This window comes from Sedimentibacter sp. B4, from assembly GCF_000309315.1.
Lineage (GTDB): Bacteria > Bacillota > Clostridia > Tissierellales > Sedimentibacteraceae > Sedimentibacter > Sedimentibacter saalensis.
In genome coordinates this window covers 1-13,957 of the sequence record NZ_CANG01000036.1, presented here as the reverse complement: position 1 = coordinate 13,957, position 13,957 = coordinate 1, and the positions used below count along the sequence as shown (strand labels likewise).

Genomic DNA, 13,957 nt, shown 5'->3' with positions numbered 1-13,957 from the left:
GATTTAAACTACATCATTTTTTATATTTTTCAGCTTTTTCCAAAGTGTTGTTCTGCTTATGTTAAGTTCTTGACTTACCATAGCTCTATTGCCGCTGTATTTATCCATATACCAGCTGATAATTTCCTGCTCCATGGAATTAAGAGATCCGGCACTTAATTTTAAAACATTTTCACTTTCATCTCTTACTTCATGGGAACAATGATGTTTTGAAGAAAGTTTTATTTCACTTTTTTTAATATCCTCAGAAGTAAGCACATGGCTGTTTGAAAGTATTACAATTCGCATTAAATAATTCATAAGCTCGCGGACATTCCCCTTCCAGTCATGGCATTGAAATGCAGAAATGAAATCATTGCTGCAGGATACAATATTTTTGCTGTACTGAGCATTGTAAAAGGTTAAATAATGATGGATCAGCAAAGGAATGTCTTCAATTCGCTGTCTTAATGGAGGTATTGAAATATTAAGAACATTAAGCCTGTAGTACAAATCGTGTCTGAATGTACCCTTATCTACTGCATCAAGTAAATCGGCATTTGTGGCTGCAATAATTCTAATGTTTATAGGTATCATTTTTGTACCGCCTATCCTTAGAACCTGTCTTTCCTGCAGAACTCTTAAAAGCTGAACTTGAATGTTAAGGGGAAGCAGTCCAAGCTCATCAAGAAATAAGGTTCCGTTGTGAGCCAGTTCAAAATATCCTGGCTTACCTCCAACCTTAGCGCCTGTAAACGCTCCTTCCTCATAACCGAAAAGTTCACTTTCAATTAAATTCTGTGAAAGTGCTGCACAATTTATTGCAACAAAGGGCTGGCCATGCCTATTTGATGCATTGTGAATGCTTTGTGCGAACATTTCTTTTCCGGTTCCGCTCTCTCCTATTATGAGTATGGTGCTGTCAGTTTGAGCATAACTTATTGCCTTGTCAATACATTCCTTCATTTTTGATGAAATTGTTGTATCTTCTAAGTCCCGAAAAGTTGCATTTGCATTCATGCCTTTTTTAATGTTTTGTCTTCTGACATTATGATCCAAGTACGATATATATGAACTTTTCTGAAAACTGATTACAGTACCTATGTAAAATTCTTTAGCAAATATTGGTGTTGATCTCATGAGTATTTTGTTTCCTGAAAATTCAATTTCTTTTCCTGTCTCATGATTTTTGCTGTTAATAATTTCAATAAAGTCATAATTTTTAATGAAATTACTAACCGTCTGCCCTATTATATCTTGATCTGAGTTTATATTGAGAAGTTTTTTTCCAATGTTGTTTATGAGTGTTACTACGTTGTGTTCATCCAGATACAATACACCATCCGGCATTTCATTTATGAATGTCCTTAGTTGGTTTTCGTGTCTGTATTGTCTTTCTTCTGCATATCTGATGAGCAGTGCCCTAGATAATATTTCCTTCATGGAGTAATTGCTGGTGCTATACATAACAAAAGGAATTCCAAGTTTGCTGCATATGTTTTGAATATGGCCATACCCGCATATAACAACCTGCTTTTTATCTGAATACGCTTGATAGACGCATTGCTCAATATCATAAATATTGTTGTAATGATATTCGGTTAAATCTATGTCAAGTATATCCTTCAGATTTGAAAAATCCTCGGTAAAGAAATTATCATAATGAATAAATGCAATATTTTTAGATATTTTCATAGCCTCAACAATGGAAGTTATTATGTCAAAAGGAGTTGCCTGAGCTTCCAAAACCGGTATATCTGTGCTTTTTTTAATCATTTTTGCTGTTATACCTCTGCTGATGATTACAGAAATATTATATTTCATGGAAAGGCTGTTAACCTGTTCAACAGCTTCATCGAAAGCCTCTTCTATCAATATGTAATCGTCAAATGCAATTTCATTAGTTGTGTTTCTAACCATTTCGGTGAAATTATTGTTAGGTGAAGTAATAATAAATTTCGGTATCAATTACTGGACTCCTTCTACACGTTTATTTTATTAACGCACGTTCACTATTTAAACATTATAAATTTAAATAGTGAACATATGCTGAAAGAATATAACAGAAATACATAAAATTCAGTACATACAGATTGGCATAAAAATTGCTTATATTATTTTATACATACATTATATATTTTTTGTGAAATTATGTAAATACCAAAGAATTTGTGTTGATTATTAAAGATGACTTTCGGCCAGATTTTTAGTCCAAACATTATACTTAGCTAATGGAGGTTAGTATGGATACAGATAATTACGAGAATTTAAGTGAAGTTACAAAACTTACTCAAGAACTAATAAGGATACCCAGCCACAAATATGTAGAAAACAGGGAATCCAATGTGGCAGAGTACATTTACAATTATTGCAGTGAAAATGGACTTGATGTGGAGTTTCAGAATGTTGAAGGAAAAAGAAGAAACGTAATAGCAAGGCTTAGAGGAAGCGGTACCGGAAAAAACTTGATTTTTAACGGACATACAGATACTGTTCCTCCATATGAAATGACTGTGGAACCTTTTGGGGCAGATATATCAGATGGATATATTCTTGGAAGAGGAGCCAATGACATGAAGGGTGCATTGGCATGCATGATTACTTCAATGCTTAACATTAAAAATAAAGGCAAGATATTGGGAGGAGACATAATTCTTACTGCTGTTGTGGGAGAGGAAGAAGAAAGCGGTGGTACTGAGTTTGTAGTGAAAAGCGGTATAAAAGCTGACGGTGCCATAGTGGGAGAACCTTCAAACTATGGTTATGCTTTAGGACATAGAGGACTTGAATGGCTTGAAATAAGAATTGAAGGGAAAGTTGCCCACGGAGGAAATCCAGAGCTAGGTATTAATGCAATTTCCAAGGCTGCAAAGTTAATTAGAAAAATTGAAGATGAACTTATGCCGAAATTAAAACAAAGGCAGAATGAATGGATGGGACCATCGGTAATGAACTTCGGACTTATAAAAGGAGGAACACAGCCCAGTTCTGTTGCAGACAGCTGTATTATTCAAATAGACAGAAGATATCTTCCGGATGAAAATGTTGAAAGTGTAATAAAGGAATATCAGGACATTATTGACTTGCTCAAAAAGGAAGATCCTGAATTCAAGGCAGAAATAATAAGAATGGAATCAAACATGATGGAAGAATTTGATCATGCACCGCTCATAGCCCAGCCTGATTCTCATATAGCATTAACGGTATACAATGTTTTAAAAGAATTTAACGGCTGTGAACCTAACATAGAAAAAAGAAGAGGATGGACAGATGCTGGCGTACTTTCAACCTATGGTAAAATTCCGACAGTTGTAACAGGTCCCGGAGATCTGAAATATTCACATGGAAAAGATGAAAAGATACCTGTGAAAGACCTTGAAAATTATGTTGAAATATATACACGGATTGCAGAGGAGTTTTGTCAGTAATTAAAAATATTACTTAAAAGGAGAAGCAATGCTTGATTTAAAAATAGTTAACGGTAAAATAATCGATGTTGAAAACAGGAAAATAATAGAAGGTGATTTGGGTATAAAAGACGGAGCCATAATCCATATGGGTCATGTAACGGAACAGTCAAGAAAAGTCATAGATGCTGAAGGTCATTATGTTTCACCTGGTTTTATAGATATACACATGCATGAAGAAGATTTTACTCTTACTAAAAAGCAAGAATATGATATTTCTGCAACAATGCTGAATATGGGCGTTACAACATGTGTTGCAGGAAATTGTGGAAACAATAGACAAAGCATTGAAATGCTCAGTGAATTTATTGAAGAAAAGGGAAATCCGGTAAACTATATGTCGTATATAGGCCACAACTATTTAAGGAATCAGGTTGGAAGCACAGATATTTATAAAAGATCAACAGCGAAGCAGATTAAAAAAATGCAGTCAATCACAGCAGAAGCAATAGATTTCGGGGCTGTGGGAGTATCTTACGGATTGGAATATTGTCCGGGAATTGATTTAGAAGAGGCAATAGAAATTACTGAACACATAATAGGAAGAAATGATCTCCTGCTTTCGGCCCACTATAGAAAAGATGCTGTGAACGCACTTGATTCTATAAATGAAATGGCAGAGATTGCCAAGGAGACAAAAATTCCTTTTCAAATTTCCCACCTGTCAAGCTGCAGTGCTTTTGGCAATATGACAGAAGCACTGAAACTTATAGAGAACATAAAATTAAACGGTATAGATTTGTCTGTTGATGCATACCCTTATGCCGCATTTAGTACTTTTATTGGTTCGGCCGTATTTGACGAAGGATGCTTTGAGTCATGGAACAAGAGTTATGATTCGATTATGCTCACTGAAGAGCCGTTTAAAGGAGTGTACTGCAACAGAGAAATATTTGAAAAGGCCAGGAAAGAATATCCCCAAATGCTTGCTGTAGCAAATGTAATGAATGAGGATGAAATAGTTGAAGCGTTAAATCACCCAATGGTTATGATAGCAAGTGACGGTATTTACAGAAATCATTCCGGACACCCCAGAGGAGCAGGGACATTTCCCAGGGTAATAGGCCATTATGTCAGAGAAAAAAAGTCAATGGAGTTTTTTGATGCAATTAACAAAATGACATTGATGCCTGCTAAAAGATTGAAATTAAAAAGAAAAGGCTTGCTCAAGGAAGGATTTGATGCTGACATTGCAATATTTGATTTCGCCAGGATAATTGACAAGGCCACTTTTCAGGATCCTCAACTTAGGCCGGAAGGGATTAAATATGTAATTTTAGGAGGTAAAATTGCAATAAATAATGGAAAGGTTATAAACAATACGCTTGGAAGATTCTATAAGCGTGGTGAAGCTTAAGTTAAAATTTTTCTGTATTAATGATTAATAAACAATAGTTTATTGATTTTTAATAAAAAAACTGAGGAGGCTTTTATGGAAAAAGATGTAAAGAAGAAAAAATTTAAAGTTCCGCACACTTATGTAATCTTGTTTTTGATGATTATCATAGTTGCAATTCTTACTTATGTAATACCTGCGGGACAGTATCAAAAAGTTGAGTCAGCAACAGGAAGAATGGTTGTTGATCCGGAATCGTATGCTCAAGTTGAGTCAACACCGGCGAAAATTTTTGATGTGTTGAAAGCATTTCCGAAAGGACTTGGAGCAGCTCAAAGCATAGTTTTCTTTATTTTTATTGTTGGTGGTTCCTTTAATGTAGTAAATAAGACTGGAGCAATTGAAGCAGGAATAAGCAAGGTAGCGTTGAGTCTTAAAGGAAAAGAAAAGCTTCTCATCCCTATTATTGTAGTATTGTTTTCTTTGGGAGGAGCCACAATAGGTATGGCAGAAGAAGCAATTGTGTTTGTACCAATTGGAATTGCTCTTGCCAGAGCTTTAGGTTATGACGCCATTGTAGGAATGTCCATAGTGGCGCTTGGTGCAGCAGCAGGCTTTACTTCAGGTTTCATGAATCCGTTTACTGTAGGGGTAGCGCAGAGTATTGCTGAACTTCCTATGTTTTCAGGTATCGGTCTTCGACTTGTGATTTGGGTTTGTACAGTAGCTCTTATAATAGCCTACATATACAGATATGCAAACAAAGTGAAAGCAGATCCTACAAAAAGTTTGGTTTATGAGCTTGAACTGGAAGAAAAAGATCATGCAATTGACTTGAACAATGTTATGCAAATGACTGGAAGACACACGGCAGTTCTGTCAATATTCGCCATAGGTATGGGTATATTGATATTCGGAGTTTTTAAATACGGATGGTATATCACAGAAATTGCTGCAATTTTCCTATCCATAGGAATTATAGGAGGTCTTGCAGGTGGTATGAATTTTGACGATATCGCAAAGAATTTTATTACAGGAGCAAGAGATATGACAACAGGAGCTTTGGTTGTTGGTCTTGCAAGAGGATTGCTTGTAATAATGGAAGGCAGCATGATTATCGATACAATTGTGTTTAGTATGGCAAGTGTGGTTTCAGCACTTCCTAAGACTGTAAGTGCTGTTGGTATGCTATTGGTTCAGTCTATACTGAATTTCTTCATTCCATCAGGTTCCGGACAGGCAGCAACAACAATGCCTATTATGTCGCCGCTTTCTGAGGTAATAGGTTTAACCAGACAATCAGCGGTTCTTGCATATCAGTTTGGCGATGGCATATCAAACTCAATAATTCCAACTTCAGGAGTATTGCTTGCAAACCTGTCTGTTGCAAAAATCAAGTATGAAACATGGGTTAAGTACGTGGCTCCTCTTATAGGCCTTTGGACATTGATGGCTGCAGTATTCATGGTTATTTCTGTTTTAATCAATTACGGACCATTCTAACACATAATGTTTAAGCTCCTCTCACGGGGAGCTTTTATACAGATATTAGAGCAAAAAGGAGAGTCAGAAGTCAAATGGAAAGAGTAAGATGTAAAAAATTAATAGACAAAGTTATGAGTGCTGATGAAGCAGCAATGTTTAATAAAAAATAACAGCATCGTAGGTACATCAGGATTCACTCCGGCAGGATATCCAAAAGCATTGCCTGCTGCTCTTGCAAGAAGGGTTGAGAATGGAGAGAATATTCAGATAGATTTAATCACCGGAGCCTCCGTAGGACCTGAGCTGGATGGTATTCTTGCACAAAAAGGAATTATAAGAAGAAGATATCCATACCAGACAAATCCGGATATAAGAAATTCCATTAACAGCGGAAAAATTAAATATAATGATATTCATTTAAGCCACTCGGCACAATACATAAAATATGGGTTTTTGGGACAGATAGACACAGCTATAATAGAGGCTGTTGCAATCACTGAAGATGGAGGTATAGTTCCAAGCACTTCTGTAGGCAATTCAAATGTAATTGTTGAATGTGCACATAAAGTCATTGTTGAGATAAATACTTGGCAGCCCCAAGAACTTGAAGGAATGCATGACATATATTCAACTTCGAATCCACCGCTTAGAAAGTCAATTCCAATTAAAAGTGTAAGTGACAGAATAGGTACACCGTACATTCCCTGTAATCCGGACAAAATTGTTGCAATAGTTTTTTCTGATATAACGGACAAAACAAATAAAGTTGCTGAAATAGACCATAATTCAAAATTGATGGCTGAGAATTTAATTTCTTTTTTAAAGGCTGAAGTTAATAAAGGCAGACTTCCTAAGGATTTGCTTCCTTTACAATCTGGAGTAGGCAGTGTTGCCAATGCAGTATTGGGAGGCCTGTGCAGTTCTGAATTTTCAAACTTATACTTTTACTCTGAGGTGCTGCAGGATTCTGCATTGGATCTCATGGATTGCGGAAAGCTGATAAGTGCTTCTGCAACATCTTTAACAATATCACCTGAACGTTTGGATGATTTTTATAGAAATATTTCTAATTACAAGGATAAAATTATCCTGAGACCGCAGGAAATAAGCAACAACCCGGAAATTATAAGAAAACTGGGTGTTATATCAATAAATACTGCTATAGAAGCAGATATATACGGAAATGTAAATTCAACTCATATAATGGGAAGCAAAATAGTGAATGGAATAGGCGGATCTGGAGATTTTGCGCGCAATGCTTATATTTCTGTGTTTACAACACAATCAATAGCACTTAACGGCAAGGTTTCTTCAATTGTACCAATGGTTTCACATGTTGATCATACTGAGCATGATGTTATGGTATTGGTTACGGAAAATGGTGTTGCAGACTTAAGAGGATTGTCTCCAAAAGAAAGAGCAGAACTGATAATTGAAAATTGTGCCCATGAAGATTATAAAAAAATGCTTTGGGATTATTATATAAGTGCTAAAAATAAAACAAATGGCAGCCAAACTCCCCACATACTGCGGGAAGCTTTGTCATGGCATGAAAGATATCTTGAAACAGGGTCTATGAAATAAAAACATATAGAAATGAAAGCATTGTTGTAAAAAGTATTTATATTTGATACAGTTAAATTATCAAATTAATACGAGGTGCATTATGGACGACAATGAAAAGAAAGTTTATGAAGTTCTTGAAAAACTTCATATTGATTACGAAAAGCACGACCATCCGGCAGTATTCACATGCCGTGAGGCCGACATTTACACAAGCGGGTTAAAGGGAGTTCACACAAAAAATTTATTCTTAAGGAATAGAAAAGGTAACAGCCATTACCTGGTGGTCATGTGCGAGGATAAGGTACTTGATGTAAAGAGCTTCGGAGAAATTATTTCAGAAAAAAACATAAGTTTTGCTTCACCTGAAAGAATGATGAAGTATTTGAAATTAACCCCGGGCTCTGTATCGATTTTTGGAATAATAAACGATACAGAACATTCAGTCATGGTTTATGTGGACGAAGACATAATGAAAGAAGAATTTATCAATTCGCATCCAAACGTGAATACATCAACTTTGGTAATCAAAGTATCGGACATGATGAGGTTTTTGGAGGAAAGCGGAAATCGATACCAAACGATTTCCTTGAAAATAGCCCAAAAACCATGACAGACAATAAAAATTATTTTTATTTTAAGTAGCCTTAAAAAAGTCTCAAGAAAATTGAAAAAACATAATCCTGCTTGATATTTCAACCTTAAGAAGCATTTAAGACACAATGTTAAACACGATTTTGCAACTTTTACTGCAAGTTTGAAATTCTTGGAGTCATTTTTGGTTAACATCTTGCAAAAATAAGCTTTTTAGATTATATTTATTGAGAAATATATTGTTAAACAAACAAGTGGAGGTATGCATGTTAAATAATGAAGAGCTTTCAAAAATAAAAACAGCCAGAGAAAATTGGGAAGAAAAAGTATTAAATAAAACGCTGGAGAAATCTCCGGAAAGCAAAGAAGAATTCAGAAGTGTCTCAGGAGCAACTGTAGAAAGACTGTACACTCCGGAAGATGTTGCAGAAATAGATTATGTGGAAGAAATCGGTTACCCTGGACAGTATCCTTTTACAAGAGGCTGCCAGCCAACAATGTACAGAGGAAAGAACTGGACCATGAGAATGTATGCTGGTTTTGCCACTGCAGAAGAATCAAATGAAAGATATAAATATCTCGTAAGCCAGGGTTCAACAGGACTGTCTGTTGCATTTGACCTGCCTACTCAGATTGGATATGATTCAGACCATTCACTGGCACAGGGAGAAGTTGGTAAAGTTGGTGTTGCCATAGACTCTCTTAAGGACATGGAAATACTTTTTGATGGAATTCCTTTGGACAAAGTAAGCACATCAATGACAATAAACGCACCTGCAGCAGTTCTTTTGGCAATGTACATAGCTGTTGGGGAAAAGCAGGGGGTTTCTGCGGACAAACTTAGAGGAACAATTCAAAACGACATTCTTAAAGAATACATAGCAAGGGGAACTTATATATTCCCTACTGAGCCTTCCATGAGACTCATAACAAACATTTTTGAATATTGCTCAAAGGAAGTTCCTAAATGGAATACTATAAGCATTTCAGGCTACCACATAAGAGAAGCAGGCTCAACTGCAGCGCAGGAAGTAGGATTCACACTTGCTGACGGAATTGCATATGTTGAAGCAGCCATAAAAGCAGGCCTTGATGTGGACACATTTGCACCAAGACTTTCATTCTTCTTCAACTCTCATAACGACTTGTTTGAAGAGGTTGCCAAATTCAGAGCAGCAAGAAGATTGTGGGCAAAAATAATGAAGGAAAGATTCCATGCAAAAAGCGAAAAATCAATGATGCTCAAGTTCCACACACAGACAGCAGGATGCACGTTAACAGCACAGCAGCCTGACAACAACATCATTCGTGTTGCCATGCAGGCATTGGCAGCAGTACTTGGAGGAACTCAGTCTCTTCACACAAATTCAAGAGATGAGGCACTTGCTCTTCCTACGACAGATTCCGTAACTATAGCTCTAAGAACTCAGCAGATAATTGCCAGCGAAACAGGAGTTACAAACACAATAGATCCTCTTGCAGGTTCATACTTTGTTGAAGCGAAGACAAAGGAAATTGAAGACAAGGCAATGGAATATATTTCAAAAATAGACGATCTTGGTGGAGCAGCAAGAGCAATTGATCTTGGATACATCCAAAAGGAAATTTCTGATTCAGCATACAAATATCAGATGGAAATAGAATCTCTTGACAGAATAGTTGTAGGCGTGAACAAATACCAGGTTAAGGAAGAATCTCCAAAGGGACTGTTGAGAGTTGATCCAATTGTAGGGGAAATGCAGACAAAGAAAATCCAGGACGTGAAATCAGCTAGAAATAATGATGCAGTTAAATCAAGACTGGAAGCTTTGAGAACAGCTTGTCAGGGAACTGAAAATGTGATGCCTTTTATTCTTGATGCAGTCAAGGAATATGCAACATTAGGAGAAATATGCCAGGTAATGAGAGATGTGTTCGGAGAATATGAGCAGGCAGTGCTGCTTTAATTAGGAGGATGAAATGAGCAAAATTATTAGAGTATTAGTAGCCAAACCGGGTCTTGACGGTCATGACAGAGGAGCAAAGGTAATTGCCAGGGCACTTCGAGATGCAGGAATGGAAGTTATATATACAGGACTTAGACAGACACCTGAACAGATAGTTGCAGCAGCAATTCAGGAAGATGTTGACGTAGTTGGAATGAGCCTTTTATCAGGAGCACACAATTACTTGTTCCCGAGAGTTGTTGAACTTCTTAAAGAACAGGGAGCTGACGATATACTTGTTATAGGCGGAGGAGTAATCCCTGATGATGACATACCAGGTCTTAAGGAAGCAGGAATTGCAGAAATATTTACTCCTGGAACAACAACTACAGAAATGATTGAATTCATCAAAAATAATATAAAAGACAATTAAATGATTTTTGGGAGTCCTTATGGAATGGATTAAGAAAATGCTTGAGGGGGACAAAAGAGCATGCGCCAAGCTTATTACAGCAGCAGAAAACAACCCTGATGAAGCAGAAAAGATAATAAGAGAAATACACACTCACACAGGCCATGCTCATGTAATAGGCATTACAGGACCTCCTGGAGCGGGAAAGAGCACTCTGACAGACAAAGTTGTGAAATCTCTTGTAGACGAAGGAAAAAGAGTAGGTATAATAGCAGTGGACCCAACAAGCCCTTATTCTGGAGGGTCGATTCTTGGAGACAGAATAAGAATGCAGGACTTGGCCCTAAATCCCAATGTATTTATAAGAAGCATGGGAACAAGGGGATACCTTGGAGGACTTTCAAAATACACTAAAAATGCATTGAAAATTCTTGACGCCGCCGGATATGACTACATAATTATTGAAACCGTGGGAGTGGGCCAGTCTGAAGTAGACATTGTAAAGATTGCAGACACCATTTTAATGGTTATGGTTCCGGGGCTTGGTGATGACATTCAGTCAATCAAAGCAGGAATAATGGAAATAGGCGACATTTTCGTCATTAACAAAAGTGATTTGTTCGGAGCAGACCGCACGGCAACTGAAGTGAACATGATGCTTGATTTAACCATGGACATGGAAAGAAGACCTCCGGTTGTGAAAGTTGTTGCTGTTAAAAATGAAGGAATCGACAATTTGATTCGAGAAATAAAAAGTCATATCCAGTACCTGGAAGAAAGCGGCCAACTGGAAAAAAGGCGAAAAAACAACATGAAGCTTGAAGTTGTGGAGCTTATTGAAACGGAGCTTAGAAAAATTGTAATTTCCCACACAGACAAGGATAACAAGCTTGATGGAAGAGTTGCACAAGTATACAGCAAGGAAAAAAATATTTACGAAGTAAGAGACGAGTTCTTAAAGGCAATTAGAAAAGACAATTAAGAATTAAGAGTTAAGAATTAAGAATTAAAGAAGGAATTCGGGCTCTGCCCGAATTCCAACAATAATTTTTCACTCTTCATTCTTAATTCTTCATTAAAAAAGCGGAGGGTTTTATGGTTAGAAAAGTGGATCACATAGGAGTGGCGGTAAAAAATTTAGATGAAGCATTAAGTTTTTACGAGAATATACTGGGATTGAAAGCAGCAGGCAAAGAAGTTGTTGAAGAACAAAAGGTGACAGTTGCATTTCTTCCTGTAGGAGATTCAGAAGTAGAACTTTTGGAATCAACACAAGAAGACGGCCCTATTGCAAAATTTATAGAAAAAAACGGCGAAGGTGTTCAGCACATAGCATACAAAGTTGACAACATTGAAGAAGCAATTGCTGAAATGAAGGAAAAAGGAATAAGAATGATTGATGAAAAACCACGTTATGGCGCAGGAGGAGCAAGAATAGCATTTTGCCACCCAAAGAGCACATTCGGGGTTTTAATAGAGCTTACTGAAAGAAATTAGTCTATATTTCATGACATCATGAATCGAGGTGAAAGCATGATTAACTTAAGTCCATTTGCATCAATAGGAATTGTATTGGCAATATCATGGATATTTATCAGCTTTATAAAAAAAGAACTTAAGTATTAATACAGGGTATTTAAAGGAGACAAAATGGAGTCTGTTTATTTCGTTTTGAAGGTATATTTATTGGGCTTTGCTGCTTCTATATTTATAGCCTTTGTAATCAAATTGATATTGCTTGTTATAAGGCAGTTTGGAAAAAAACATGCATAATTTAATTAATGACGTGAAAAATTACTATGAATTTATTAAATCTTTTTCAAGGGGTAGGAACTTTATTTTATCAGGAACCCAAAATTGCCATAGCAAGAATTGTTCTGATTCTTCTGGGCATGCTGATGGTGTACCTTGGTAAAAGAAAAATACTTGAACCCCTCATCATGATTCCCATGGGATTTGGCATGCTGGCTGTCAATGCAGGAGTATTGTTTCTTTCAGCAAGTCAGACAGGAACATTGTTCATGGACCCTCTTGTAACTGATACAGACAGCCTCATGAACATAATGCAGATTGACTGGCTTCAGCCTATTTATACTTTTGCATTCAGCAATGGTCTTGTTGCATGTTTTGTGTTCATGGGAATAGGTGTTATCACAGATGTTGAATGCGTATTGAAGTATCCATTCACAGGAATGCTCATTGCAATGTTTGCAGAGCTTGGATCAATTGCAACTTTTCCTATTGCCCATGCCATGGGACTTACATATGGAGAGGCTGCAGCCGTATCTCTTATAGGAGGCGCTGACGGTCCAATGGTTTTATTTGCTTCACTTTTTCTTGCAAAGGATTTGTTTGTTCCAATCACAATTGTTGCTTATCTTTACTTAAGTCTTACTTACGGAGGCTATCCTTTCCTTGTCAGACTCATGGTGCCTAAGGATATAAGGGCAACGGTAGTAAAGACTGCAGCAAAAAAAGTATAACTTCCGGAGAAAAACTTGCATTTGATGTGGTTGGATGTGCGGTGCTGTGCCTGCTTTTTCCATCAGCTGCTCCCTTGTTTGTCAGCTTTTTCCTGGGCAATGCCATACGTGAGTCGGGAATTGAAAGATATACCAAATTAATAGAAGATGTGTTCCTTTATGGAGCGACGTTTCTTTTGGGATTGATGCTTGGAGTTCTTTGTGAAGCAAGCACCATATTAAATCCTAAAATACTCATACTTCTGTTCCTTGGAATTGTAGCTCTGCTTTTATCAGGCATCGGAGGAATAATCGGCGGATATGTCATTTATTTCATAAGCAACAGAAATTTCAATCCTGTTATAGGTATAGCTGGAGTATCTTGTGTTCCAACAACAGCCAAGGTTGCACAGAAAGAAGTGTTTAGAGTGAACCGTTACAGCTACATTCTTGAATATGCTATGAGTGCAAGTATATGCGGAGTAATAACAACTGCAATACTTACAGGAATTTATGTCACATTGGTACCTCTCATGTAGATATCAGTATGAATATAAATATCAGAGCAATAATACATACGATACTTTTGAAATTTAATTTAAAAACACATGGCAGTACTCATAAATTATTAATATTCAAGATGACCTGCAAACGTTATTTTGAACTTCAAAGTAATAATAAATCAAGCGGAGGTATAAATGCCAAAAGATAAATTGATGGAGCTCAGGGAGTTG

At 36.8% G+C, this 13,957-nt stretch carries 9 protein-coding genes and 2 pseudogenes; 10 read left to right on the top strand and 1 reads right to left on the bottom strand.

Going from position 1 to position 13,957, the window contains the following annotated elements:
- Positions 1 to 3: 3 nt before the first annotated feature.
- Positions 4 to 1,947, bottom strand: coding sequence for a sigma 54-interacting transcriptional regulator (locus BN358_RS06590; RefSeq protein WP_019228432.1), 1,944 nt, complete (start codon positions 1,945 to 1,947; stop codon positions 4 to 6).
- A 275-nt stretch (positions 1,948 to 2,222) separates the two neighbouring features.
- Between BN358_RS06590 and BN358_RS06585 the strand changes: the two genes are divergently transcribed.
- The 10 genes and pseudogenes from BN358_RS06585 to BN358_RS06540 all read left to right on the top strand — a co-directional run bounded on the left by BN358_RS06585 (position 2,223) and on the right by BN358_RS06540 (position 13,762).
- Positions 2,223 to 3,407 carry a M20 family metallopeptidase gene (locus BN358_RS06585; protein ID WP_019228431.1) on the top strand — a complete coding sequence of 395 codons (1,185 nt, stop codon included), beginning with the start codon at positions 2,223 to 2,225 and terminating at the stop codon, positions 3,405 to 3,407.
- Positions 3,408 to 3,435: 28 nt separating this feature from the next.
- Positions 3,436 to 4,803 carry an amidohydrolase family protein gene (locus tag BN358_RS06580; RefSeq protein ID WP_019228430.1) on the top strand — a complete coding sequence of 456 codons (1,368 nt, stop codon included), beginning with the start codon at positions 3,436 to 3,438 and terminating at the stop codon, positions 4,801 to 4,803.
- 75 nt (positions 4,804 to 4,878) lie between these two features.
- Complete coding sequence (locus BN358_RS06575; RefSeq protein WP_019228429.1) at positions 4,879 to 6,285, top strand: YfcC family protein; 1,407 nt, start codon at positions 4,879 to 4,881, stop codon at positions 6,283 to 6,285.
- A 74-nt stretch (positions 6,286 to 6,359) separates the two neighbouring features.
- Positions 6,360 to 7,851 (top strand): annotated as a pseudogene (locus BN358_RS06570) (acetyl-CoA hydrolase/transferase family protein).
- 82 nt (positions 7,852 to 7,933) lie between these two features.
- Positions 7,934 to 8,443 (top strand): prolyl-tRNA synthetase associated domain-containing protein, encoded by a 510-nt coding sequence (locus tag BN358_RS06565; RefSeq protein ID WP_019228427.1) that lies wholly within the window; start codon positions 7,934 to 7,936, stop codon positions 8,441 to 8,443.
- Between the two features lie 247 nt (positions 8,444 to 8,690).
- The gene (locus BN358_RS06560; RefSeq protein ID WP_019228426.1) at positions 8,691 to 10,370 is read left to right on the top strand and encodes a methylmalonyl-CoA mutase; all 1,680 of its coding nucleotides are present in this window, start codon (positions 8,691 to 8,693) and stop codon (positions 10,368 to 10,370) included.
- Between the two features lie 13 nt (positions 10,371 to 10,383).
- Positions 10,384 to 10,782, top strand: a complete 399-nt coding sequence (locus tag BN358_RS06555; protein ID WP_019228425.1) for a cobalamin B12-binding domain-containing protein — start codon at positions 10,384 to 10,386, stop codon at positions 10,780 to 10,782.
- Positions 10,783 to 10,801: 19 nt separating this feature from the next.
- Positions 10,802 to 11,743 (top strand): methylmalonyl Co-A mutase-associated GTPase MeaB, encoded by a 942-nt coding sequence (gene meaB / locus BN358_RS06550; RefSeq protein WP_019228424.1) that lies wholly within the window; start codon positions 10,802 to 10,804, stop codon positions 11,741 to 11,743.
- A gap of 113 nt (positions 11,744 to 11,856) precedes the next feature.
- Positions 11,857 to 12,258 (top strand): methylmalonyl-CoA epimerase, encoded by a 402-nt coding sequence (gene mce, locus BN358_RS06545; protein ID WP_019228423.1) that lies wholly within the window; start codon positions 11,857 to 11,859, stop codon positions 12,256 to 12,258.
- A 302-nt stretch (positions 12,259 to 12,560) separates the two neighbouring features.
- Positions 12,561 to 13,762, top strand: a pseudogene (locus tag BN358_RS06540) (sodium ion-translocating decarboxylase subunit beta).
- Positions 13,763 to 13,957 lie beyond the last annotated feature (195 nt).